Below are 25,051 nucleotides of genomic sequence, written 5' to 3'. Positions count from 1 at the left end.
TACTGAGTGAGGAAATAGACCTATAATGCAATTATAAAGAGAGAAATCTGACGTCAATTTCTTTAAATAGTTCCAATAAAGGTGAAAAGACACAAGGAGGACGGATATGAAAGCATTTGAAAAAGCATACCAGATGAAAGTAAGAGACATAAAAATAAAGGATGATTTCTGGTCAAAAATACAGAACCTGATTATAGAAGAAGCGATACCTTATCAGGAAAAGGTTCTGAACGATGAAATCCCAGGGATTGAGAAAAGCCATGCCATAGCAAATTATAGAATTGCGGCAGGGTTTGAGGAAGGTGAGTTCTATGGAATGGTTTTTCAGGATAGCGATGTGGCCAAGTGGCTGGAAGGTGTTGCCTATTCGTTGTCCGTAACCGAGAATAAAGAGCTGGAAAGACGTGCGGATGAAGTGATCGATATTATCGCACAAGCACAGGAAGAAGATGGATATCTGGATACCTATTTCCTATTGAAGGAGCCGGACCATAAATGGCAGAATCTGCAGGAATGCCATGAGTTGTATTGCGCCGGTCATTTGATGGAAGCAGCTGTGGCTTATTATAATGAAACAGGGAAAACACGCCTTTTAGAGGTTGTGAAGCGCTTGGCAGATCATATCGATGCACGTTTTGGGCAAGATAAAGAACATGGAATTCCGGGACATCAGGAAATAGAAGTTGGTTTGCTGCGCCTTTATAACGCTACCGGCATCGAAAAATATAGAAATCTGGCATCCTATTTCATAGAAGAAAGAGGTCAGAACCCTGATTATTTCCGGGAGGAAAGGGAGAAAAGAGGCTGGATACACTTCGATATGGACCCTGAGGACAGAGAATATTCCCAGTGTCATGCGCCGGTAAGAGAGCAAAATGAGGCGGTTGGACATAGTGTTAGGGCTGTTTATATGTATATGGCTATGGCAGACCTCGCCATGGAAATGCAGGATGAATCGCTGTATGAGGCATGCAGACGGCTTTGGGACAATATTGTGAATAAGAGAATGTACATAACCGGAGGCATCGGTTCTACCTCTGAGGGAGAAGCGTTTACACTGGATTATGATCTGCCCAATGATTCGATATACGCTGAGACTTGTGCTTCTATCGCAATGGTTATGTTCGCTAAACGAATGCTGGATATAGAAGCGGACGGACAATATTCGGATATTATGGAACGAGAATTGTATAATGGAATCCTAAGCGGCTTACAGTTGGATGGAAAAGGATTTTTCTATGTAAATCCCCTGGAAGTGGTAAAAGGAGTATCCGGAGAACAGTTCGGATATAAGCATGTGCTTCCGCGTCGTCCCAGATGGTATGCATGTGCGTGCTGCCCTCCTAATGTGGTTCGTCTCGTCACTTCTCTTGGAACTTATGCTTGGTCTGAAAAAGAGGATGCGATTTATTCTCATATTTATCTTGGACAGAATGTAAGCCTTAATAAAGCGGATATTCAAGTGGAAAGCAGGTATCCTTGGAAAGGCGATGTATGCTACACAGTTTCACCTAAGACAAAAGATAAATTTACGATTGCAATTCATATTCCCAAGCATGCGCAGAACTTAATAGTGACATTGAATGGGACTACGGTAGATATAGAAGGCAAAATGATAAAGGGATATTTGTATTTACAGCGTGAGTGGGCAGAAGGAGACAAGATTCATATTCAGTTCGACATGAAGACAAGAAGAGTCTATGCGAATCCTAAAGTGCGGGCAAATGCCGGATGTGTAGCTTTCATGCGCGGACCGGTCGTGTATTGCTTTGAGCAGGCGGATCAGAAAGAGCTGCTGCAGACATACCGGATTCCAAGCGATGCGAACATGAGAGAATACCTGTGTGATAGCGGAGAACTGGAAGGAATGATGCTCCTGGAAATCGAAGGCTACCGCTTGAAGGAACAGGAAGACTTATATTCCGAAGAGCAGGCAGAACGAGAAAATGTGCGTATGACTGCAATACCATACTTTGCGTGGGGGAACAGAGAAGAAGGCGACATGAGAGTGTGGATGGTAGAATAGAAAATCATATGAAAGTCTATAACAAAAAGGCTGTCGCGTTAACGATTGAAAGATCGTGAAGCGGCAGTTTTTTCAGTTTGTTGACATTCATACAGATAGCGTTTTTGTATGAAACATGTTATAATATAAATTACATTTATGGGATAATACGTGAACTGGATTTATCGATTGCGTTGAATTTGTCGTATATTCGACGTTAAGGTATTGCTTGAAAACATTGGATAAGTGATAAGTTAGGCGGGGTAGATTATGAATATACAGATTTTTGGAACGACGAAATGTTTTGACACAAAAAAGGCACAGAGGTATTTCAAGGAACGCGGTGTGAAGTTCCAATTTGTCAATTTGAAAGAGAAAGAGATGAGTAAGGGTGAGTTCACCAGTGTGAAGCAGGCTGTTGGCGGCATTGCTGTTATGATAGATAATAACTGCAAGGATAAGGACACATTAGCTCTTATCCAATATATTGCGGATGAAGATAAAGAAGAAAAGCTGCTTGAAAATCAGCAGGTACTTTTAACACCAATTGTAAGAAATGGGAAAAAGGCTACTGTTGGATATCGACCCGAAATATGGAAGGGATGGGAGTAATGAAACTTTTAATTAAACAGAGAGTTTTTTCGTGGACAGATTCCTACGATATATATGATGAGGACGGTAATGCGAAGTATTTTGTGAAAGCGGAGATGTTTGCTTTTGGACATCAGTTACATGTTTATGACAGTAACCGCAATGAAATCGGTATGATCAAACAAAAGCTATTGACCTTCCTTCCTGCTTTTGAAATAGAAATCGGAGGTATGACAAGGGGAAGAATACAGAAGCAACTGGCTTTGCTCCGTCCGAAATACGAAATTGATTTCAATGGATGGCGGGTAGAAGGAGATTTTCTCGGATGGAATTATGATGTTTATGCAGGGGGACGCCCAGTCATTCATATCTCCAAGGAGCTATTTCATTGGGGAGATACCTATGTCATTGATTTTGATGACCCGGCTGATGAAGTAATGGGTATGATGCTCGTGATTGCTATTGATGCTGCTAACTGCGAGCAGAAATAGGGCCGAAACTTATTAGAACTATATAAGGAAGTGCAGACAGGTTGGGAGAAAATGAGGCAACGAAAAGAAGTGATCGACCTTTGCAGTAAATTGAAAAACGTGTATGAAGACTATCCTTTTCATGATGATAATTGGACGGTTATGCGACATAGAGATAATAAGAAGATATTTGCGTGGATTTATGAGAGGGATGGACATATATGGGTGAATGTGAAATGTGACCCGGAGTGGCGCGACTTCTGGCGTGGGACATTTGAAGCCGTGATACCCGGCTACCATATGAATAAGGAGCATTGGAGCTCCATTATATTGAATGGAACAGTGCCGAAGAAAGACATAGCAAGGATGATTGAAGAAAGCTATGAGTTGACAAAGCCGCGAACCGGAAAAGTTATAAGTTAATAATGCTTAAAACAGCAGCAAAGAAGAGAAAGAGGCCATGAGCCTCTTTCATTGCACCTGAAAGGTATAATCTGTATCGTAGGTTCTTACATATAAAGTATCATCCTTTAGAATCAGATAGTCAGCCATTGATTTCACAGGAGTCTGTCCGATGGTCTGTCCGGAAGCGAGGTCTAGCTGATAGATATAATCAGGTTCTGCGGTAAAGCCATAACCGCACAGCAGAACATCGCCGATAATCGCAAAGTTTCTGGCATTGCTTACGAGAGGATTGCTTTTCCACAAAAGTGTTTTCTCTTTTAAGTCGATGGCTCCCACATAGGCATGCTGAGGCAGAGAAGAGGAGTAAGTGAGATGACTGATGGAAAAGTAGAGAACATCATCTTTGATTTGCGCATAGCGTAGTTGTTGCTCCATGTAGGGTGTATCTTCTGAAAGCGGATTCTTATACTGGTAATTTTCAAAATCAAAGGTGAAAACTTCACCGCTTTCCGTATCCGTAACCTGAATCGTTCCCGGATAGCTGCTATAATCGAAGAATACATTGCAAAGATATTTTCCATCGTTCCCTGATTCCAGACTTAAATCATTTCTGGAAAACCATTGTTCCGTATCCGTGATTTGATTTGGTGTCTCGGTAAGGAGTGTGAGTGTTAGCGGAGAGGCGGCTGTAGATGCCTCTTTTGCCTGGAAATGCTCCCACGAAGGATTCTCCAGATAAATGATCGTATTGCTGCTATCGGATGGTGCAATATCGGCAGCGGTCTCTGAATCTTGCTTCTCCTGAACATCGGTTTCAGGAGCTGAATTCGTATTATTTGTTGTTTCTTCCGCCGTACTTTCATCTTGCGATTCGGGAACTGATGTATCGCTTTCGACTATAGGGGTATCTGCATCCTGCGGTTCCGGAACAGCAATATTGCCGCATCCGGCGAGAAAAAGTCCCAAAAGAATCAATGCTATTTTATTCGATTTTTTATTATTTCGTTTCATATTTAATAACCATACCTTTCTCATAATGATATATTTCAGAATTAGCAAATTATATTACAAAAAGTTCTGTTACAGAAAAATTATTTTTGTATTGTTTCCTATTTTAACATGTTTTTTCATTCATGAACAGATATGTTATCCGGTCTACGGAGCGTAGATTGATTTTTGGATGGCTATGTCCTATACTTGGTATTGCGATGAAATAGAAGATAGAAGTTCGAAAGAATTTCTTTCTTTCAAGATTTTTAAAGGGAGCAAGGATTGAAATATGAATGTAAAAACGAAGAAAGAATTAATGGAAGAATATAAAAATAGACACCCGGAAAAAGGCGTGATTTCCTATAAGTGCAAGGAGACGGGAGAAAGCTTTCTGGGAACATCAAAGGATACGAAAGCCGATTTTAACAGCACGAGCTTTAAGCTGGAAGGTAAAAATCACCCTAACAGACGGCTTCAGGAATTATGGAGTAGATACGGGATAGATGGGTTTGAATTGTCAGTTCTTAAGATATTAAAGTATGACAATCCTGCCGATGATCATACGAGTGAATTGGAAGAATTGCGGGAGGAATGCCTGCAAGCGGACCCGCAGGCGAAGAAAATCTGGAGATAAATAGCGCGGAGGAATTGAGTTGAAGGAAGAGTTTATTATAATGGATCATGTTTCCTTTTCGTTCGGACCGCAAAAAGTGTTAAGCGATATTTGCCTCACATTGGAGCAAGGGGCTTCCTATGCGCTTATCGGAAAGTCCGGTTCGGGAAAGACTACCATGCTGAATCTGCTTGCAGGTTTCTTGAAACCGGAGCAGGGAAGGGTGTGTATTCGCGGTAAAGAGGTAGCGGAACCGAGGGAAGAGACAGCATTTTTATTTCAAGAATTGGGACTGTTTCCCTGGCAGACGGTAAGCGAAGCGGTTGCCATGCCTCTTTTGCTGCGGGGCAAAAAGCAAGGAGTGAAAGAAATATCGGAAGAGCTTCTGCGCAGGGTAGGGCTTGAAGCGTGCGGGAATAAATATCCTTACGAATTAAGCGGGGGAGAACGGCAAAGGGTAGCTTTAGCCCGGACTTTAATCGGCGAACCCGATATTATTTTAATGGATGAACCCACCTCTGCTCTGGATGCAGTTACGAAGGAAACTTTGCAGGAACTCATTATACAAGAGCAGCGAAAGCAAGAAGCCACTCTATTTTTCGTGACACATGATGTGGAAGAAGCTATGATGCTTGGACAATACATTCTTATTTTAAGAGAAGACGGAACTACTTTCCGAGTGGAGAATCCCTATTATTTTACAGAAAATGCGAAGGAACAGCTAGGCTTTTACGAAGAATGTATTAAGCTGCGGAGATGGATAAAATAGAGAATGAGGAGTAAACAAACATATGTCTAAAGTTCGGCTGACAATGAAAAAAGGGATAAAAAAGCTCGCGAAAAGTCAATTGGCGGGATTTTTTACGTTTCTTGTCTTCTGGGAGATGCTTCATCTGTTGCTGCATACCCGTGCCGTGCCGGCACCGTTGGAGACGCTTCTTTATATATGTAAAGTGCCGAAGCTGTTGTTGATTCACTGCGGAGCCAGTATGATGCGCGTAGTGGTGGCAATCGGGATTTCACTCATTCTCGGCGTTCCGGCGGGTATTCTGCTTGGTGTAAATAAATGGTGTAAGAAGCTGTTATCCCCGTTTTTATATTTTATTTACCCTATGCCGAAAATTGCGTTTCTTCCCGTTTTTATGCTTCTTTTCGGGCTTGGGAATACATCTAAGATTATATTGATGATATGGATCATTATTTTTCAGATGATATTATCGGTGCGTGATGGGGTGGATCAGATCGATCCGGTTTACTTTAAGGTGATGGATGGCTTCTGTACCACTCCCCGGCAAAAGTATCGATATTTAATCCTTCCGGCAATCTTGCCGCAGATTTTCTCGGGTTTACGCATCAGTATTGGAATTACACTGGCATCTTTATTTTTTGCAGAAAATTATGCGGCGGTATATGGAATCGGCTATTATATTCTAAGTGCTTGGTCGAAGATGAACTATGTAGAAATGTTTGGAGGAATTCTGGCGATTGGAGTTATGGGGATTTTATTATTTAACTTGCTGGATGCCATGGAGCGCCTTTGTGCGCCTTGGCTAAAAGAAAAGGGGAAACGATATTCTGCCGTATGAAGTGGGTAGGATATCGTTTCCCTTTATTTTATTCTATAGGAAAAATCTTGTTATGATTTAAGGGAGCAAGGAGAATTCAGTAAGCTCCTGATAGGTATAGCTTTTTGTAATTAATTCTTTGCCCTTGGCCCATGCGATAATATTGTTAAACTGATCTTCGGGGATGGAGCCGGCGTGGGCGAAAGTTCCGTTCTGGCTTGCCAGATAACCTGTAATCGCTTCCGGGAACTGATATTGAACGAGAAGGTCACTGTATTCGGAAGCATCGGTTTCATTCATATAATCGATAGCAGCATTATAAGCGGTATAAAAGGCTTCGATTGCCTTAGGATGATTGGCAATAGTCTCTTCGAGAAACATCAATACACCGCCCTTGATTCCGGCTTCTTTGGAACTGCCGAGAATATATGCGCCTTGTGACTGCAGCATGCCGGCCTGAGGTTCGGTGAATACAACACCGTCAATCTGGTCGGACATCAAGGCTTCGGAACGTCCGGCAAAGGAAGGAATCTCTACAATTTCATAGGAGAAACCATGTTCCGAGGCGAACTCGTCCATAATATATTCGAGAATAAAATTAGGAACGAGAGAAATACTTTTGCCGTCAAACTGCTCCATGGAGGTAATGCCTGAGTTCGGGGAAGAAAGTATCTTAAAGTCTTCGCTAATATCCGAGGTGATTTTCATCGGAATACCGTTGTCTGTAAAAGCAGCGGCCGTCATAACATCTCCGATGGCTCCGTCTAATGTCATAGATTGAACCGCTGCATTGCGGTCATTGGGGGAAGAGAAAGCTTGTAGCGTTACTGATACTCCGGCAGCCTCGAAGAATCCCTTTTCCTGTGCAAGAATAAGCGGAATGGAAGATTCGGCGGGAAGAATGCCGATTACCAGCTCTTCCATAGAAGCAGTTTCGGGATTTTCTGTCTGTGTTTCATTGGGAGCGGGCGCTTCCGGTAGAGCTTCTTCAGAGACGGCAACTTCTGCGCTTTCAGAATTAGGTAGCTGGGAGCCAGCATCCTGATTTCCGGCGGAAGCATTCCCGCAAGAAGTGAGAAGAAATACCCCTGTTAATAGTGCAGTTAATACTAATGTTTTTTTCATCATTATGATAGCCATGCCTTTCTTATTATCTACAGCTTAAAGTTTGTAGGTATTAGGGGGCAAAATACCTTTTGTCCTCGACATCATTTATATAACCCCTAATATTTTCAAAAATCCATCCATATCCGCAAAATAAGGTACTATTGTTCGGTTCAGCAAGAGAGGATTCATTCCGTTGTCATTAGGGCCTTGTCCGGTGGTGAAAGCCAGACGAAAACCTTTTTCCCTAAGAAGAGCAACATTTCTCTCCTCATATAGTCCGAAAGGATAGGCGAAGACATCTTTCGCCTGAATGACCGATAATTCATTACAACGGTCCAAATCCTCGGATAATGCCAGGTCATCGGCTGTCATCATTTGACTAAGAGCCATGCTTTCTCTCGTATGAAAGGAATCGGTATGGTTGGCGTATTCGAAAACATCATTCATTTTCATAAGCTCTTCTTGGGTAAGGCATACGGACTGTTCGCTTTGAAAGTCGGAGGTTTGTTCCGACAACCAGCCGGAAACAACGAAGACCGTTCCGCAAAATCCGTACTTTTTCAAGAGAGGATAGGCATAACGGGCAATGGATTGGTAACAGTCATCGAAGGTCAATAACACAGATTTTTCAGGGATAGGGGACTGCTTATAATAGTAATTGCGCACCTCTTCAAGGGTCAAAGTGTGATAACCATTCTCGAATAAATATTCCATTTGCTCAGTAAAATGCTCTAAAGTAACGAAAAGCGGAGTTGGAAGATAATCCTTATAGTTCTGCTTTACATGAATTGGATGAGGGATGTCCGGACAGAACATGCCCTCTTCGCGAATTTCGTGGTATACCAAAGTCATAAATGACATTGTCTATTCTCCTATTTGTTTTCCTTAACAATAGATGATTGCGAAACAGATAAGCTGTAAAAATTTTATACACAATAAAAATAGGATTTAATTATCAGAAAGATTGTATAAAAGTTTTCCATGCTCTGGTTATGCACTACACTGCGCTGAGTCAAAACAGAAATCCTTTTCAGCAAAGGCTTCGAGGATTCCTATGTCTCAGCTTCGTTGCAAAAAATCGCCTGGAAATCTTTAATACAATTCTTTCCGATTCAAATTCCATAAATTGTGTATAAAATTATAAAATTTAACGAGTTTCGCAATTATCTATTTATTAGCAAAGTATTTAAAACCAATCATGAATTATAGCACAGGGGAAAATAAATTGGAAGTAAATTAATGCAGAAAATTAGAAAAATATCCCTCTTAAATAGAGAGAAATACCTTTCTATTTTGTTCCAAACATGAAATAATAGAGAGGATCGTAAAAGCTGCCGGAACATGCAGATAGGAGTCGAGGTTGAATAAAATACGTATTCGACTTATTGATTAGAGTGCGCACGAAGCGCGCAGATGGGTATAAAGATGAAAATATATGTGGATGCAGATGCCTGCCCGGTTGTTGGCATCGTAGAAAAGATAGCAAAACAAAGGAATATTGCGGTCACACTGCTATGTGATACGAATCACGTACTTTCTTCGCAGTACAGTGAGGTGAAGGTAATCGGTGCAGGGGCGGATGCGGTGGATTTCGCATTGATCAGTTTGTGCAGAAAAGGGGATATTGTCGTTACGCAAGACTATGGGGTGGCAGCGATGGCTCTTGGAAAGGGTGCTTTTTGCATCCATCAGTCTGGCAAATGGTACACGAATGATAACATAGACCAGATGCTTATGGAGAGACATATTAACAAAAAGGCAAGGCGTTCGTCGGGAAAGAGCCATTTGAAAGGTCCTAAAAAGCGCACGACGGAAGATGATGAACGATTTGCAGAATCCTTTGAGAAATTAATTGAGAAGGCACAAATATAGGAAAAGAAGTCGAAAAAGGAACCCCTGATTTAATAGGAGTTCCTTTTCGTTTCAAAAGGCAAAATCTCCGGAAGTAAGATGCTTTTCCAGAATAATCATGCTGGTAGAAGGAGACATAAATTCTTGAGTTGTCAGCATTGATTTTTGCTGCTGCCTTAATTCTTCATGCTCGAAATTTCTACGGTATTCTTTCGGGGAACAGCCGTATTGTTTTTGAAAACCTTTGTTAAAGTATTTCGGATCTGAGAATCCGCAGGAAATACAGATATCGAGTAAAGAAAGGTTTGTGAGCAGAAGTAGCTGCCTTGCTTTTTCACAGCGGATTCGCAGAAGATATTCCTGGAATGGCATGCCGAAGGAATCTTTGAAAAAGTGAGATAAATAGTTTAAAGAAAGGCTTTCTTGCTCAGCGATTTCTGAAAGCAATAGCTTTTCGGAATAATGGCTGTCGATGTAATCGGTAATGTTCCGCATGCGGACCGCTTTGTTTTTGGATGCAATTTTTTCTTTCTCAGAAAGTAGGGTATGTGGGAAATGTTCCAGTAAACAATCGAAAAATATATTAATTAAACCGGTACATCTCAATTCATATCTATTTTTACGAGCGAAAAATGTATATGCGATTTCAATGAGCATTTTACTTAAAGTATCATAAGTACTTTTATCGCTCTTGTGAAAACTATCCGGCGGGGCAAATTCTATGTTTTCTATCTGTGGAAAATAGGACTTGAAAAAGGAGGGGGAAACCTGCAAGGATAAGAGCAGTGCGGGACTTTGCGCCTTCAGTTCGTGACTTTCAAACGGATTCATAATCCAAAACCCTTTCTTATCGAAGGTAAAGGAATCTCCATAAGAAAAAAGCGTGATTTCCCCATCTAAAAGAAGGCAGATTTCAAAATCCTTATGGGTATGCGGAGTTCGGTAAAGCATATTCACAAGAAATAGCTTATACTTCATCACAGAATGAGAAATTACTTCGAATTCATCTTGCATATTTAGCTCCTATCAGTGTGCTTTGGCACGTATACAAGTGGGAATGAAAATTTATTATTCACTCTTATCACCTCGAGTTCAGTATAAAGTAAAAGAAAAGGTATGTAAACTGAAATAACAAATTAGTCATGGTTCTAATCTCTGATTTGTACAAGGTATTATAGAAACATACTGTTATGATAAGTTCATTAAAAGTTTATCAAAGTAAAAGCATGGAGAGAGTGGAAGTGCTGTAAAGATAATGTAAAAAGCTAATTAGTCATGATAGAAACATCAATTAGTCTATGAAATCAACAATCATCACTGCTATAGTAAGGTTAGAAGGAGGTAATACGATGAGAAAAATATTGACCTATGGTATGGTTGGCGGAGGGCCGGGAGCACTTGTCGGAGATGCCCATAGAAAAGCAATAAGTATTGATAATTCAGCTCGGCTTGTGGCGGGGTGCTTTTCCAGGAACCCGGAAAAGAACAAAGCACAGGGAGAGAAGCTCGGATTGAGCGCGGATCGCTGCTATGCAAATTATAAAGAAATGGCGGAAGCGGAAAGTGCGAGAGAAGATGGAATAGATTTTGTGGTTATCGTTACGCCGAATGTGACACATTATGAAATCTGCAAAGCATTTTTAGAGGCAGGTATTCATGTGTCTTGCGATAAACCTTTGGTGTTAGAGAGTGTACAGGCAGGAGAACTGAAGCGTATTGCCGATGAAAAGGGACTTTTATTTATGGTTACTTATACCTACACAGGATATGTAACCGTTAAATACATACGGGATCTGATCAAAAGTGGGGAAATCGGTGATATAAGAACTGTAATGGCAGAATATCCGCAGGGTTGGCTGTATGACGAGAATAACTCCGGCGGTAAACAGGGAGAATGGCGTTGTGATCCGGCACAGGCGGGAAAAGTGAACTGCCTCGGTGATATTGGAACCCATGTGGAAAATACAGTGGGAACTATGACAGGGCTGAAGATAAAAAGAGTTCTTGCTAAGCTGGATATTGTAGTTCCGGGAAGAAAGTTGGATGACAATGACCAGATTTTGGTGGAATATGAGGGCGGAGCAACCGGTATGAACTGGTCATCCCAGATCGCCATCGGATGTGATAATGGCCTGCGTGTCCGGATATTCGGTTCCAAAGGTTCTATATTTTGGTTTCAAGAGAACTCCGAGGAAGTGGTGATAGCCAAAGAGGATGGTATTTCTCATACGATTAAGAGGGGATATAAGGTGATGACTCCGGGTGCGGCGAAATACTGCAGGACGCCGGCAGCCCATGCGGAAGGCTGGCTGGAAGCCATGGCGAATTTATATGATAGCTTTACCGAGTGTGTTGCGGCCAAGAAAGCGGGAACCTTTACGATGGAGATGATAGATTATCCCCTGATCGAAGATGGGATTAAAGGATTGAAGTACGTGGAAGCATGTTTGGAAAGCAGCCAAAACGGCAATGTATGGGTGGAACTGAAAGTATAATGATTAAGTAATTGCGAAACAGATAAGTTGTAAAATTTCATACACAATAAATGCAGTATTTAATAAGAAAGATTGTAAGAAAGTTTTCCATGCTCTGGTTATGCTATACACTTCACTGAGCCAAAGCAGGAATCCTTTTCAGCAAAGGCTTCAAGGATTCCTATGTCTCAGCTCCGTAGCAAAAAATCGCTTGAAAAATCTTTCATACAATTCTTTCGTCTCAAATTTCATGAATTGTGTATAAAATAATGAGATTTTATGAGTTTCGCAATCGACTACTAAACAATAAAAGGAGATAAAAGAAGATGGGTAAATTTAGATTTTCAGTAGGACCATGGAATGTACACTCGGGAGCGGATTCCTATGGACCGGCGACGAGGGCGGAGATCCCAACTGAGGAGAAGTATAAAAGATTTGCGGAGATGGGCTTTGAGGCGATTCAATTCCATGATGATGATGCGGTACCTAATATCAATGATTACACCGAAGAAGAAATAAAGGAAAAAGCAAGAGAATTAAAGGAGACATTGGATAAATACGGATTGAAATCGGAGTTCGTTGCGCCGAGGCTTTGGATGGATGAGCATACGGTGGATGGCGGATTTATGAGTACGTCCGAAGAAGACAGAGAGTATGCGATGTGGAGAGCGTATCGTTCGATTGATATCGCCAATGAATTAGGATGTGATATGGTCGTACTGTGGCTTGCCAGAGAGGGAACGCTCTGTGCGGAAAGCAAGTCTCCGGTATGGGCAACGAAAATGTTGATCGAAGCAATTAATAAGATGCTCGAGTATGATCCAAAGATTCGTATCTGTATCGAGCCTAAGCCAAATGAACCAATCGATAGAAGTATTTGCGGCACAATGGGACACGTAATGGCAATTTCTGCTGCGACCATTGATCCATCCAGAGTAGGAGGCAATTTGGAGAGTGCACATGCAATTCTGGCAGGCCTCGATCCGGCTCATGAGATTGGTTTTGCGTTGGCAATGGGCAAATTAATGACCGTACATTTAAATGACCAAAACAACATTAAATATGATCAGGATAAGTCTTTTGGTGTTGAGAATCTCCGCTCAGCCTTTAATCAGGTAAAGGTATTGAAGGAAAACGGATATGGAGACCGCGGGGAGTATATAGGTCTGGATGTAAAGGCTATGAGAACGACAAAGGATGAAGATAGTTATAAGCATCTGGAGAATAGCTTGAATATATTCAAGGCATTGGAAGCGAAGGTTGATCGATTCGACTATGATTTCCAGAAGGAATGTGTTGAGAAAAGGGATTTTGAAGGTCTTGAAATGTATGTGATGAATCTGCTGATGGGTATTGAATAGGACTCTGTTAGTTTACGCGGAGGGGGATAGGAACAATGAGGTGAGTGCAATGAGAAAGAAGGTTATTGCGGCAGGGCATATCTGTCTGGATATTACACCTGTTTTTTATGGGCGAAAAGTAGAAAGACCTGAGGCGCTATTAAAGCCAGGAAAGTTGATACAGATGAAGGAAGCGGATGTGCATACGGGAGGTTCTGTGGCAAATACAGGACTTGCCATGAAAATCTTGGGAGCAGATGTAGCATTAATGGGGAAAATAGGTGATGATGCTTTTGGAAAGATTGTGCTGGATATTTTAAAAGAGTATCATGCAGAGGAAGATATGTTAATTGCAAAGGAAGAATCCACTTCTTATTCGGTTATTCTGGCAATTCCGGGCATCGACAGAATCTTCCTGCACAATCCCGGTGCCAACGATATTTTTATGTCAGAGGACATCCCGCAGGAAAAGCTGGAAGAAGCAGCACTGTTTCATTTCGGTTATCCTCCTATTATGAAGCGTATGTATGAAGAAGAGGGGGAAGAACTTCTTCGTTTGATGCAAAGAGTAAAGAGAGCCGGAGCTGCCACTTCCTTAGATCTTGCGGCAGTTGACCCTACGTCGGAGGCGGGTCAGGCAGATTGGGAGAAAATTCTGGAAAAAGTTATGCCTTATGTGGATATTTTCGTACCGAGTGTCGAGGAACTTTGCTTTATGCTCGATAGAACCGGATTCGAAGATTGGCAGAGTAGGGCGGCAGGCAGAGATATTACAGAAATTTTGGATTTGGAAAAAGATATCCGTCCGTTAGCTGATAGGTGCATGAAAATGGGTGCAAAGGTTCTGCTCATTAAATGCGGTGTTTCGGGAATGTATTACTGCACAGCCGACACGGATACTCTTAAGAAAACAGGAAGCAGATTGGGGCTTGATGTTCAGGAGTGGGCAGATAAGGAAGGCTTCGAGAAAAGTTATACACCGGACAGAGTTTTATCCGGAACAGGAGCAGGCGATACGAGTATTGCGGCTTTTCTAACGGCTATGTTGGAAGGACGCACACCGGAGAACAGCGTACGTCTTGCTGCCGCAACAGGAGCCTCTTGTGTTGAGGCTTATGATGCTTTGAGCGGATTGAAAAGTTTTGAAGAATTAGAGAATAAAATAACGAACGGATGGGAAAAAGTTAAATAAAGGAGCTAAAATATGCTTGTAAATATGAATAAAGTTCTGCTGCCTGCAAGGAAAAATAAATATGCAGTCGGCATGTTTAATGCAGTGAATCTCGAGTTGGCACGCGGAATCATTTCTGCGGCAGAAGATGCAGGTTCGCCTGTTATAATAGGAACAGCCGAAGTGCTGCTTCCTTATGGGCCGTTGGAGGAAGTATCCTATTTTTTAATACCGATGGCAAAGAAGGCAAATGTTCCGGTTGTCGTACATTTCGATCATGGGTTGAATAAAGAAACATGCTTAAAGGCATTGGAACTCGGATTTACATCTATTATGTATGATTGTTCCATAGACTCTTACGAGGATAATGTTAAAAAGGTAAAAGAGATGGCAGAAATCGCCCACTCCTTCGGAGCGACCATCGAAGGGGAACTTGGACATGTGGGGAATAATGGTGATTCCCTGGAAGGAGGAGAGAGCTTAGAGGATCCATCCCAATTCTACACAGATCCGCTTATGGCAAAGGATTTTGTTGAAAAGACCGGTATCGATGCCCTTGCGATTGCAGTAGGAACTGCTCATGGTTCTTATAAATTACCTCCGAAGTTGGATTTCGAGCGCATTCGTACGATTTCGAATATCATCGATATTCCGCTGGTTCTTCATGGAGGTTCCGGCCTTTCGGATGAGGATTTCCGGAAATCCATTCAGGAAGGTATCAGTAAGGTAAATATTTTTACCGATATTAACCTTGCGGGCGCAGATGCTCAATGGAAGAAGTTAAATGAAGAAGGAAACAAAGGACTGACAGAATTGATTCCGGCAGCAGTAGAAGGCGTGAGACAAGAAACGTTAAAGAAAATAAGACTATTTTCTAACGGAAAAGATATGGAAATAAGATAACTAGTCACTTTTATTTTACCTTTAGAAAAAATTTATAAATTCATTAGCACTCTCGGCTTGACACTGCTAATTGCGGGTGTTATATTTCATATATAACAAATAAAACCCATGTATGGAAGGTAGGGTGATAATAATGAATATTTCAAAATTTACGCAAAAGTCCATGCAGGCAGTAGAGGGATGTGAGAGGCTGGCCTATGAGTATGGCAATCAGGAAATTGAACAGGAACATTTACTTTACAGCCTTATAAGTATAGAAGATAGCCTAATTCTGAAATTAATTGAGAAAATGGAAATTAATAAAGCGCATTTTATGAGTCGTGCGGAAGCAGCGCTTAATAAAAGAGTGAAAGTACAAGGCGGTCAAGTGTATATCGGTAAGGACTTGAATAAGGCTCTTATCAGTGCCGAGGACGAAGCCAGGCTGTTAGGAGACGAATATGTTTCTGTAGAGCATCTGTTTTTAGCGATGATTAAGAATCCCAATAAGGAGCTTAAGGAGGTTTTCAGGGAATATGGTATTACGAGAGAGCGATTTTTGCAAGTGCTTTCTACCGTAAGGGGTAATCAAAGAGTTACTTCTGATAATCCTGAGGCTACTTATGATACCCTTGAAAAATACGGACAAGAGTTAGTGGAAAGGGCGAAAAATCAAAAGCTTGACCCTGTAATAGGAAGAGATAGCGAGATTCGCAATATTATACGGATCCTTTCGAGAAAGACGAAGAACAATCCGGTGTTGATCGGTGAGCCCGGCGTAGGAAAGACAGCGGTAGTGGAAGGGCTTGCGCAGCGTATTGTGAAGGGTGATGTACCGCAAGGATTGAAAGATAAGAAGATTTTCGCCCTGGATATGGGAGCTCTCGTTGCGGGGGCGAAATACAGAGGTGAATTCGAAGAGCGTCTAAAGGCGGTGCTGGAAGATGTGAAAAGCAGCGATGGACAGATTATCTTATTTATCGATGAACTGCATACTATCGTAGGAGCAGGTAAAACGGATGGTGCTCTGGATGCAGGCAATATGTTAAAGCCTATGCTTGCCAGAGGGGAACTGCACTGCATCGGTGCGACTACTTTGGATGAATACAGGCAGTATATTGAGAAGGATGCGGCGCTGGAGCGAAGATTCCAGCCGGTTATGGTGGAAGAACCTACGGTGGAGGATACCATCTCTATATTGAGAGGGCTTAAGGAAAGATACGAAGTTTTCCATGGCGTTAAGATTATGGATAACGCTCTTGTCAGTGCAGCGATATTGTCCCATCGTTATATAGCCGACCGCTTCTTACCGGATAAGGCTATTGACTTAGTGGATGAGGCTTGCGCTCTGATTAAGACAGAGCTGGATTCCATGCCTACTGAGTTGGATGAGCTGCAACGCAAGATTATGCAGATGGAAATCGAAGAAACAGCGTTGAAAAAGGAAGAGGATAGATTAAGTCAGGATCGTCTCGCTGCTTTGCAGAAAGAGTTGGCAGAGTGGAAGGAAGAGTTCAATAATAGAAAGGCACAGTGGGATAACGAAAAGGCTTCTGTAGATAAGTTATCCAAGCTTAGAGAACAAATCGATGCTATAAATAATGAAATCCAGATTGCGCAGAGAGATATGGATTTGGAGAAAGCGGCAGAATTGAGTTATGGAAAGCTGCCGGCATTAAAGAAACAGTTAGAGATAGAAGAAGAGAAGGTAAAAGGCGAGGATTTATCTTTAGTTCATGAGAGTGTCAGTGAAGAAGAAATCGCTAAGATTATTTCCAGATGGACGGGAATTCCCGTAGTAAAACTGACGGAAAGTGAGAGAAACAAGGCACTGCACCTGGATGAAGAACTTCATAAGCGTGTTATCGGTCAGGAGGAAGGCGTTACGAAAGTAACGGATGCGATTATCCGTTCCAAAGCGGGAATTAAGGACCCGACGAAGCCCATCGGTTCCTTCTTGTTCTTGGGCCCTACCGGAGTCGGTAAGACGGAGTTAGCCAAAGCACTGGCGGCATCCTTGTTCGATGATGAGAATAATATGATACGCATCGATATGAGCGAATACATGGAGAAGTTCTCCGTATCCAGATTAATCGGAGCACCTCCCGGTTATGTCGGTTATGAGGAAGGCGGGCAATTAACGGAAGCGGTAAGGAGAAAGCCATATTCCGTAGTGTTATTCGATGAAATCGAAAAGGCACATTCGGATGTATTCAATGTACTTTTACAGGTGCTTGATGATGGACGTATTACAGATTCCAGGGGGAGAACCGTAGATTTTAAAAATACTATTCTCATTATGACATCCAATATCGGAGCCGGATATTTACTCGATGGAATAAGGGAAGACGGTACGATTGACGAAGGAGCAGAATCCATGGTGATGGGTGAGCTGCGTGCTCATTTCCGGCCGGAGTTCCTAAATAGATTGGACGAAACGATTTTATTTAAACCTTTGACTAAAGATAATATCGGCGGTATTATAGGATTGATCATGTCGGACTTAAATGAAAGGCTGGAGGATAGGAATCTTAAGGTCGAATTATCTTCCGAGGCCGAGAGGTATATCGTGGATAATGCTTATGATCCAATATACGGAGCAAGGCCGCTGAAACGTTATATTCAGAAATATGTGGAAACCTTATCTGCAAAGCTAATTCTGGCAGACGCGGTAGAGGCTGGGGATACCATAGAGATTATTCTGGGAAACGAAGACCTGATGGCTAGAAAAAAGGTTTCCATGTAAAAGGATGTCATCGCCCTGAGAGGGAGCGAAAAAGGATGGTATTCGACTAAAATAAAAAAATAAATGACAATAAATGATAAGGAAGATACTTCTTGCAAGAGAATATCTTCCTTAATTATATTATAGGTGAGATAAGATATGCATTATTATATGGAACAGGATCATATATATCCTATTAGAATGACGGGATATTGACAAATAACGTATTCTTTTTTATTATATAGTAAGATTATGGTAACTGTGAGGGAACTGAACAAAGTGAAAGGAATGTAGAGAAAGATGAATTATCTAATCGTAGTAGATATGCAAAATGATTTTGTGGATGGTGCATTAGGCACAAAAGAAGCTATTTCCATCGTTCCGAAGGTAGTTGAAAAAATAAAGAATTTTTCCGGAAAGATATTATATACAAAAGATACGCATGAAGAAAATTATATGGAAACGCAGGAAGGAAGAAATCTTCCGGTTCCACATTGTATCAAAGATACAAAAGGGTGGATGCTTTGCCCGGAAGTTGAGGCCTTATGTACGGAGGAACCGATAACGAAACCGACCTTTGGAAGTGTAACGCTGGGGCAAGTGCTGCAGGAAATGAATGAAAAAGAACCGATCGATTCCATAACTTTAATTGGGCTCTGTACGGATATTTGTATTATTTCTAATGCGTTCTTAATCAAAGCAGTATTACCGGAAGTACCGATTGTTGTGGATGCTTCCTGTTGTGCCGGTGTAACACCGGAAAGCCATAAGCGCGCATTGGAATCAATGAGAACCTGCCACATTCAAATCGAAAATGAATGATAGGCCATAGGAGCAAAATGAGAAAGGCATGGTTATTACTATGGAAGAAAAACAGGCCCACATCAGATTATTAAAGCAAGACAGCGCAAAATATGCAATTTTGCCTGGAGATCCGGGAAGAATCGATCATATTAAGGAATATTTGACCGATGTAACAGAACTTGCATATAATCGAGAGATGAGAAGCATTAGCGGATACTACAAAGGAATCAAAGTTTTAGCTGTATCTACAGGAATGGGAGGTGCTTCTACAGGAATTACGGTGGAGGAACTTCATAATATCGGAGTGGAATATATGATACGGGTCGGAAGCTGCGGAGCATTGGATAGTTCCATTCGTCTTGGAGATTTGATTTTGGTCAATGGAGCGGTTCGTGATGATGGGGCGTCCAAAGCATACATAGAGGAAATTTATCCGGCAATACCGGATACACGTTTATTAATGGCAACGATTAAGGTGGCAGAAGAGAAAAAGTTCCCATTTCATATCGGACGCGGAAGAAGTCATGATAGCTTTTATACCGATAGGGAAGAACAGATCGATGCCTATTGGTCCAAACATGGCATACTTGGAGCCGATATGGAAACGGCGGCATTGTTTACTATAGGAGCATTAAGAGGTGTGAAATGCGCCTCTATCTTAAACACAGTCGTGGAATATGAGGGTGATTTAGAGAAAAATATTAACGATTATGTGGATGGTGATTCGGTTGTAAAACAAGGTGAGGCGAATGAAATTATTACTGCGCTGGAAGCCTTTGTGTTAGCAAATAAAATAAAATAAACGGAGGTAAGGTTATGAGCAAGGATGGGAAAAGTTTATGGTCACTGAAATTTAACACAGCAACATTGGTATTGATTCCGGCAGCAATTGGAATTAACTATCTGGGGAAATTGTTTGCAGGAGTATTGAAATTACCCTTATGGTTAGATGCCATTGGTACATGTCTTGCAGCAGTACTTGCAGGACCGATTGTGGGAGCGATCTGCGGTGCTGCGAACAACATTATTTATGGTCTTACGATGGATCCGATCTCTACGGTATATGCAATAACAAATGTTGCAATCGGTTTGACAGTAGGTATCATGGCACATAAGGGATTTATGAAAAATATTAAGCTTTCCTTATTGACGGCTATCGTAACAGGTTTAGTTGCTGTTGTAGTATCCACTCCGCTCAATATAGTGTTCTGGGGCGGTACAACCGGAAATGTCTGGGGTGATGCTGTTTATGCATGGGCAATAGCGAACAATTTACCGGTATTTTTCGCATCGTTTATCGATGAAATTATTGTAGATCTACCGGATAAAATCGCAGTATTACTAATTGTTTTTGCGATTAGTAAGAGTCTTCCAAAGAGTCTTGTAGCATTATATCAAAGCGGTGACACCATAGAGAGTCTTGATAATTAAGGCATTTGTATAAGACAGTAATTTATCTTTACGCAGGTGAATAAAAAGGCTCCAAGGAGCCGGCAAGTGAACGCAGTGCGGAGGGCGAACGGGAATATAAAATGAAAAGTATCAGCTTATATGAGGAAAAAGGCTCCATATTAAATAAATTGGCACCGGAAAGTAAAATTTTATATATCATAGTAGCATTAATACTTCCGATCATCGTTGGAAGTAATATAGTAAGTATGATATTTATTATTAGTAGTATTTGTCTGTTGCTGGTTTCCAAGGTGTTAAAGAAGACAATACCGATTTTAAGTGTATCGGCATTTGTTTTGTTAACAGTCGTTATCATTCAAGGATTATTTCGGGCCGGAAATGTAACGCCATTACTCACGCTCGGAGTTGTTGTATTTTATAAAGAAGGTTTGCTATTTGCATTTGACATTGTTCTAAATGTGTTAAACATATTGCTCAGCTTTTGTGTTTTGATACTGGCTACAAAGCCTTCCGATATGATAGAGAACTTTGTACGCAAAGGGTTCTCACCGAGATTTGGTTATGTATTTATTTCTGTTTTTCAGATTATTCCGCAGATGACGGATACGATGGCCACTATTACCGATGCACAACGAAGCAGAGGAATGGAGACAGAAGGAAATTTGTTAGTTCGAATTAAAGCATTTCTTCCTCTTATATCGCCGGTTGTTATGAGTTCACTAATTAATACGAAAGAGCGTGCTCTTGCTTTGGAAGTTAGAGGGTTCAATGCTAAAAACAAGAAAACTTTCTTAAATGATGAGAAGAAATCGAGTGCAGATAAATATTTACAGCTTGCTATGATCCTTTTGTTGATAGCGGGTATTGTCTGGAGGGTCATAGGATGTCTAAAATAGTAGTCGAAAACTTAAAGTATAAATATCCTACCACGGATTTTCTGGCATTAGATGGAATAACATTTTCCGCCAATGCCGGAGAATTTATCGGAATCATTGGAAAGAATGGTTCCGGAAAAAGTACACTCTGTCAAGCAATTGCAGGTTTAGTGCCGAACTTTTACAAAGGATCTTACGGCGGAAAAGTGATGGTAGATGACTTGGAAGTAAAAAATGTTGAAATTAGCGAACTGTGTGAAAAGGTTGGAACTGTATTTCAAAATCCCTTTAATCAGGTAACAGGATCGAAATCAACTGTTTATGAAGAAATCGCGTTTGGCTTAGAGAACTTGGGAATTCCAAAGGATGAAATGATACGGCGTATCGATGAAGCGATGGAGCTTTTGGATATTACGAAGTATAAAGATAGAAATCCATTTGACCTATCGGGAGGACAGATGCAGCGTATGGCAATTGCCGGTATTATTGCCATGGAACCGGAAGTTATTGTATTAGATGAACCGACTTCCCAGTTAGACCCGCAAGGAAGAGAAGAGGTTTATCAGGCAGTGCAAAAATTAAGTAAGAATGGGATTACCATTTTCTTAGTTGAGCATAACATGGAAAAGATAGCTTCTTACAGCGACCGTATTCTTATAATAGACGACGGTAAACAGATTGCATACGATACACCGCAAAAGATATTTTCAAGAGATGATTTGGATGAGTATGGTATCGAAGCACCGGCTTTTACTAAGATTTGTCGTGAATTAGGCAAAAAGAATCCGATAACCGGATGTTATCCGGTTACATTGGAAGAGGCAAATGATTTGCTAAAATGTGATAAGAGGGAGATGTAAATGGATAATACCGGAATACTCGAAATAAAAGATTTACATTTTGCTTATACTGAGGGAGAGGAAATCCTAAAGGGACTCAATTTTATAATTGATGAACGGTCAACTGCAATTATCGGGCAAAATGGTGCAGGAAAGACTACCTTTGTAAAATTGTTAAAAGGACTTTTATATCCAACAAGCGGTTCTATTTATTTTAAAGGAACTGATATTGCAAATATGACAGTAGCTCAATTAGCAAAGCATATCGGTATGGTATTTCAAAATCCGGATGATCAGATTTTCAAAAATCGTGTTATCGATGAGGTTATGTTCGGACCTTTAAAAATAGGGATAGGGGAATCCATTGCAAGGCAAAAGGCAGAAGAAGCATTAGAACTGGTCGGATTAAAGAATCTTGCGGATAAAAATCCATACGACTTAGGTCTTTCCAGTCGTAAATTGGTTGCTATTGCCTCCATTATTGCGATGGATACAAAGGTAATTATTTTTGATGAGCCAACGATTGCACAGGATTATCACGGTAAAGAAATGATAAAATCTGTTGTCCGTAAACTTCGGTCAGAAGGAAAAGCTGTTATTACAATTATTCATGATATGGACTTTGTAGCGGATACCTTTGAACGTGCAATTGTTTTTGCAAAAGGGAATATTTTGATCGACGGAACAACGAGAGAAGTTTTTGCTGAGGAAGATATTTTGAAAGAAGCGTATCTGGAACAGCCAAACGTAACGAAGCTTTGCCGAAGGTTAGGTTATGATGAAGTATTCTTGACGACCGAGGAGTTTATCGCTTTTCAGAAAGCAAATATGCAGTAGCTCTTAAATCAATTCGGCATCCTTTTGCATACAAAATTAAAAAGATTTTTCTTAAAGATAGAATATCCCATAATTCCAATAGGAATTATGGGATATTGACAAATAACATATTCTTTTCTATGATATAATAAATGATAAATCATTGTGAAACAGATAAGCTGCGAAAATTTCATACGCAATGAATACAGTGCCTTATAAGAAGGCTTTCAATGCTCAGATTAAGTTATGCACTTATGTGAAAGGCGGTATAGGAATGACGGTTGATAAAGAAAGACTCATTGAGGAATTTATAAAGCTGGTGTCCATCGACAGCCCTTCTCTTTTGGAAAGGGAGATGGGAGATTACTTAAAGGATAAGCTTAAAGGGTTAGGATTTGTGGTAACAGAAGATGGTGCAGGTAGTAAATTGGGCGGGAACTGCGGAAATATTTATGGATTTTTGGAAGGTAAGAAGGAGCTTGAACCACTTCTTTTCTGCGTTCATATGGATACGGTGGAGCCATCCAGAGGGAAGCAGGCCGTGGTAGGCGATGACGGAGTGATTCGCAGCAAGGCGGATACGGTGTTAGGAGCGGATGATTTGGCCGGAGTTGCTGCAATCTTGGAGGCGCTTTCTGTAATAAAGGAAAAGGAGTTGGAACATCGCCCCATTGAAGTATTATTTACAGTTGCGGAGGAAATTTACTGTAAGGGTGCAAAGGTATTCGACTATAGCAATATTAAATCGACAGAAGCATATGTACTCGATTTAACAGGGGCAGTAGGGGCGGCAGCTTATCAAGCGCCCTCGATTCTCTCCCTTGTGATAGAAGTGAATGGTAAAGCATCTCATGCGGGATTTGCTCCTCATAAAGGTATTCATGCGATACAGGCTGCAGCCGATGCTATCACTAAATTGAAGTTGGGGCAAATAGATGAAAATACCACACTTAATATAGGAGTGATACAAGGAGGGCTTGCCACTAATATTATTCCGGAATTATGTGCGGTAGGCGGGGAAATACGCAGCTATTCCCATAAAACAGCGATGGAACTGTCAGAAGAAGTGAAGAAACAGTTTGAAAGATCGGCAGAGGCAATCGGGGCAACCGTGAAGTTTGAAGTAATAACGAATTGTCAGGCATATGAAACACCCAAGGATCATCCAGTCGTTCTCAGATTTAAAGAAGTATGTGATTTGCTGAATCTACCCTTTTCTCTGCAACAGACATTTGGAGGCAGCGACAATAATGCGATGTTCGAGCATGGAATAACGGGAATCGTACTCGCCTGTGCCATGAATCAGTGTCATTCCTGCGAAGAATATACGACAGTGGATGAATTAGTAAGAATTGCAGAGGTTACGAAAGCGCTTATGGTGAGTGAGGTGAATGCGGGATGAAGAACCCTCTGAACTATCAGGTGACAGAATATGATTGCGGTCCGACGACTCTGATCAATGCGATGAGTTTTTTGTTTAAGAGAGAGCAAATCCCACCCGATATTATTAAGCATATTATGCTCTTTTGCCTGGATGCATATAATGGGAAGGGAGAATTCGGGAAGAGCGGAACCTCTCGTATGGCAATGATGTTTATCAGCGATTGGCTGAATCAGTTCGGAAAAGTAAAGAAGGTTCCTATACAGAGTGAATACCTTATTGGTGACAGCGTATATATTGGAGAGAACAGTAAGATTGTATCGGCGTTACAGCAAGGCGGAACCGTAGTGGCCCGGGTCATGTATGGCTGTTGGCATTATGTTCTTTTGACAGGAATCGATGAAACGAAAATTTGCTTGTTCGATCCATACTATAGAAAAAAGCCTTTTAAACAAATAGAACTCGACTTGGTTACAGATATGCCTTATAGCTTTAATCGGCGAGTACCATATGATACGATGAACAATACGGAAAAGGGACCTTACTCTCTGGGACCTAAGGAAACAAGGGAAGCTGTTATTATTTTCAATAAAGATACACAGAAGACACCGGCGAGAACAATTGAATATTTTATTTGATTAAGAAGCAAAGCAGATTAGGCGTTAATCGCTTTGCTTCTTAATTTTAGCGCAAAATTTATTTGACAAGACTATAACCTAGACATTAAACTGTAG

The 25,051-nt window shown here is 41.1% G+C and carries 25 protein-coding genes; 21 read left to right on the top strand and 4 right to left on the bottom strand.

Annotated features, from left to right (window positions below; all coding sequences use genetic code 11):
• Positions 1–106: 106 nt before the first annotated feature.
• The 4 genes from RBB56_RS03825 to RBB56_RS03810 all read left to right on the top strand — a co-directional run bounded on the left by RBB56_RS03825 (position 107) and on the right by RBB56_RS03810 (position 3,489).
• A complete protein-coding gene (locus RBB56_RS03825; protein ID WP_306721080.1) occupies positions 107–2,026 on the top strand; it encodes a glycoside hydrolase family 127 protein in 1,920 nt (639 codons plus the stop codon).
• Between the two features lie 249 nt (positions 2,027–2,275).
• On the top strand, positions 2,276–2,617 hold the full coding sequence (locus tag RBB56_RS03820; protein WP_306721079.1) for an arsenate reductase family protein: 342 nt from the start codon (positions 2,276–2,278) through the stop codon (positions 2,615–2,617).
• Positions 2,617–3,087: an LURP-one-related/scramblase family protein gene (locus RBB56_RS03815; protein ID WP_306721078.1), complete on the top strand. Its 471-nt coding sequence runs from the start codon at positions 2,617–2,619 to the stop codon at positions 3,085–3,087. The genes RBB56_RS03820 and RBB56_RS03815 overlap by 1 nt, the downstream gene beginning before the upstream one ends.
• 51 nt (positions 3,088–3,138) lie before the next feature.
• Positions 3,139–3,489 carry an MmcQ/YjbR family DNA-binding protein gene (locus RBB56_RS03810; RefSeq protein ID WP_306721077.1) on the top strand — a complete coding sequence of 117 codons (351 nt, stop codon included), beginning with the start codon at positions 3,139–3,141 and terminating at the stop codon, positions 3,487–3,489.
• A 48-nt stretch (positions 3,490–3,537) separates the two neighbouring features.
• On the opposite strand, the gene RBB56_RS03805 is transcribed toward RBB56_RS03810, so the two are convergent.
• Positions 3,538–4,506, bottom strand: coding sequence for a hypothetical protein (locus tag RBB56_RS03805; protein WP_306721076.1), 969 nt, complete (start codon positions 4,504–4,506; stop codon positions 3,538–3,540).
• Between the two features lie 244 nt (positions 4,507–4,750).
• Here RBB56_RS03805 and RBB56_RS03800 point away from each other — a divergent pair, with 244 nt between their 5' ends.
• The 3 genes from RBB56_RS03800 to RBB56_RS03790 are packed head-to-tail and all read left to right on the top strand — an operon-like array spanning position 4,751 to position 6,660.
• The gene (locus tag RBB56_RS03800) at positions 4,751–5,095 is read left to right on the top strand and encodes a GIY-YIG nuclease family protein (RefSeq protein WP_306721075.1); all 345 of its coding nucleotides are present in this window, start codon (positions 4,751–4,753) and stop codon (positions 5,093–5,095) included.
• A 19-nt stretch (positions 5,096–5,114) separates the two neighbouring features.
• Entirely contained in the window at positions 5,115–5,843 is a 729-nt protein-coding gene (locus tag RBB56_RS03795; protein ID WP_306721074.1) for an ABC transporter ATP-binding protein, read from the top strand.
• Positions 5,844–5,865: 22 nt separating this feature from the next.
• The gene (locus RBB56_RS03790; RefSeq protein WP_306721072.1) at positions 5,866–6,660 is read left to right on the top strand and encodes an ABC transporter permease; all 795 of its coding nucleotides are present in this window, start codon (positions 5,866–5,868) and stop codon (positions 6,658–6,660) included.
• Positions 6,661–6,717: 57 nt separating this feature from the next.
• Here the strand turns inward: RBB56_RS03790 and RBB56_RS03785 are convergent, their stop codons facing one another.
• Together RBB56_RS03785 and RBB56_RS03780 are read right to left on the bottom strand one after the other, a co-directional pair.
• Positions 6,718–7,779 carry an ABC transporter substrate-binding protein gene (locus tag RBB56_RS03785; RefSeq protein ID WP_306721071.1) on the bottom strand — a complete coding sequence of 354 codons (1,062 nt, stop codon included), beginning with the start codon at positions 7,777–7,779 and terminating at the stop codon, positions 6,718–6,720.
• Between the two features lie 72 nt (positions 7,780–7,851).
• On the bottom strand, positions 7,852–8,607 hold the full coding sequence (locus RBB56_RS03780; protein WP_306721070.1) for a polysaccharide deacetylase family protein: 756 nt from the start codon (positions 8,605–8,607) through the stop codon (positions 7,852–7,854).
• Positions 8,608–9,171: 564 nt separating this feature from the next.
• On the opposite strand from RBB56_RS03780, the gene RBB56_RS03775 reads away from it, so the two are divergent.
• Positions 9,172–9,618: a YaiI/YqxD family protein gene (locus RBB56_RS03775; RefSeq protein ID WP_306722085.1), complete on the top strand. Its 447-nt coding sequence runs from the start codon at positions 9,172–9,174 to the stop codon at positions 9,616–9,618.
• A gap of 51 nt (positions 9,619–9,669) precedes the next feature.
• Here the strand turns inward: RBB56_RS03775 and RBB56_RS03770 are convergent, their stop codons facing one another.
• Positions 9,670–10,611: a helix-turn-helix transcriptional regulator gene (locus RBB56_RS03770; protein ID WP_306721069.1), complete on the bottom strand. Its 942-nt coding sequence runs from the start codon at positions 10,609–10,611 to the stop codon at positions 9,670–9,672.
• A 335-nt stretch (positions 10,612–10,946) separates the two neighbouring features.
• Here RBB56_RS03770 and RBB56_RS03765 point away from each other — a divergent pair, with 335 nt between their 5' ends.
• From RBB56_RS03765 to RBB56_RS03705, 13 genes are all read left to right on the top strand, one after another.
• Positions 10,947–12,092, top strand: coding sequence for a Gfo/Idh/MocA family protein (locus RBB56_RS03765; RefSeq protein WP_306721068.1), 1,146 nt, complete (start codon positions 10,947–10,949; stop codon positions 12,090–12,092).
• Positions 12,093–12,397: 305 nt separating this feature from the next.
• A complete protein-coding gene (locus tag RBB56_RS03760) occupies positions 12,398–13,432 on the top strand; it encodes a TIM barrel protein (protein WP_306721067.1) in 1,035 nt (344 codons plus the stop codon).
• A 49-nt stretch (positions 13,433–13,481) separates the two neighbouring features.
• Positions 13,482–14,603 (top strand): carbohydrate kinase family protein, encoded by a 1,122-nt coding sequence (locus RBB56_RS03755; RefSeq protein WP_306721066.1) that lies wholly within the window; start codon positions 13,482–13,484, stop codon positions 14,601–14,603.
• Between the two features lie 12 nt (positions 14,604–14,615).
• The gene (locus RBB56_RS03750; RefSeq protein WP_306721065.1) at positions 14,616–15,485 is read left to right on the top strand and encodes a class II fructose-bisphosphate aldolase; all 870 of its coding nucleotides are present in this window, start codon (positions 14,616–14,618) and stop codon (positions 15,483–15,485) included.
• A gap of 133 nt (positions 15,486–15,618) precedes the next feature.
• Positions 15,619–18,210, top strand: a complete 2,592-nt coding sequence (clpB, locus tag RBB56_RS03745; protein ID WP_306721064.1) for an ATP-dependent chaperone ClpB — start codon at positions 15,619–15,621, stop codon at positions 18,208–18,210.
• A 279-nt stretch (positions 18,211–18,489) separates the two neighbouring features.
• A complete protein-coding gene (locus tag RBB56_RS03740) occupies positions 18,490–19,011 on the top strand; it encodes a cysteine hydrolase family protein (RefSeq protein ID WP_306721063.1) in 522 nt (173 codons plus the stop codon).
• Positions 19,012–19,051: 40 nt separating this feature from the next.
• Positions 19,052–19,795, top strand: coding sequence for a nucleoside phosphorylase (locus tag RBB56_RS03735; protein WP_306721062.1), 744 nt, complete (start codon positions 19,052–19,054; stop codon positions 19,793–19,795).
• A 14-nt stretch (positions 19,796–19,809) separates the two neighbouring features.
• Positions 19,810–20,424 (top strand): ECF transporter S component, encoded by a 615-nt coding sequence (locus RBB56_RS03730; RefSeq protein ID WP_306721061.1) that lies wholly within the window; start codon positions 19,810–19,812, stop codon positions 20,422–20,424.
• A gap of 101 nt (positions 20,425–20,525) precedes the next feature.
• Positions 20,526–21,302, top strand: coding sequence for an energy-coupling factor transporter transmembrane component T family protein (locus RBB56_RS03725; RefSeq protein ID WP_306721060.1), 777 nt, complete (start codon positions 20,526–20,528; stop codon positions 21,300–21,302).
• Entirely contained in the window at positions 21,290–22,141 is an 852-nt protein-coding gene (locus tag RBB56_RS03720; RefSeq protein ID WP_306721059.1) for an energy-coupling factor ABC transporter ATP-binding protein, read from the top strand. Before RBB56_RS03725 ends, RBB56_RS03720 begins: the two co-directional genes overlap by 13 nt.
• Positions 22,142–22,957, top strand: a complete 816-nt coding sequence (locus RBB56_RS03715; protein ID WP_306721058.1) for an energy-coupling factor ABC transporter ATP-binding protein — start codon at positions 22,142–22,144, stop codon at positions 22,955–22,957.
• A 187-nt stretch (positions 22,958–23,144) separates the two neighbouring features.
• On the top strand, positions 23,145–24,338 hold the full coding sequence (locus RBB56_RS03710; protein WP_306721057.1) for a M20/M25/M40 family metallo-hydrolase: 1,194 nt from the start codon (positions 23,145–23,147) through the stop codon (positions 24,336–24,338).
• Positions 24,335–24,955 carry a peptidase C39 gene (locus tag RBB56_RS03705; RefSeq protein ID WP_306721056.1) on the top strand — a complete coding sequence of 207 codons (621 nt, stop codon included), beginning with the start codon at positions 24,335–24,337 and terminating at the stop codon, positions 24,953–24,955. The genes RBB56_RS03710 and RBB56_RS03705 overlap by 4 nt, the downstream gene beginning before the upstream one ends.
• The last annotated feature ends 96 nt before the right edge of the window (positions 24,956–25,051 follow it).

It is taken from the genome of Kineothrix sp. MB12-C1 (genome assembly GCF_030863805.1).
Lineage (GTDB): Bacteria > Bacillota > Clostridia > Lachnospirales > Lachnospiraceae > Kineothrix.
The sequence above is the reverse complement of the archived record's forward strand: the minus strand, read 5'-3'. Positions and strand labels throughout refer to the sequence as shown.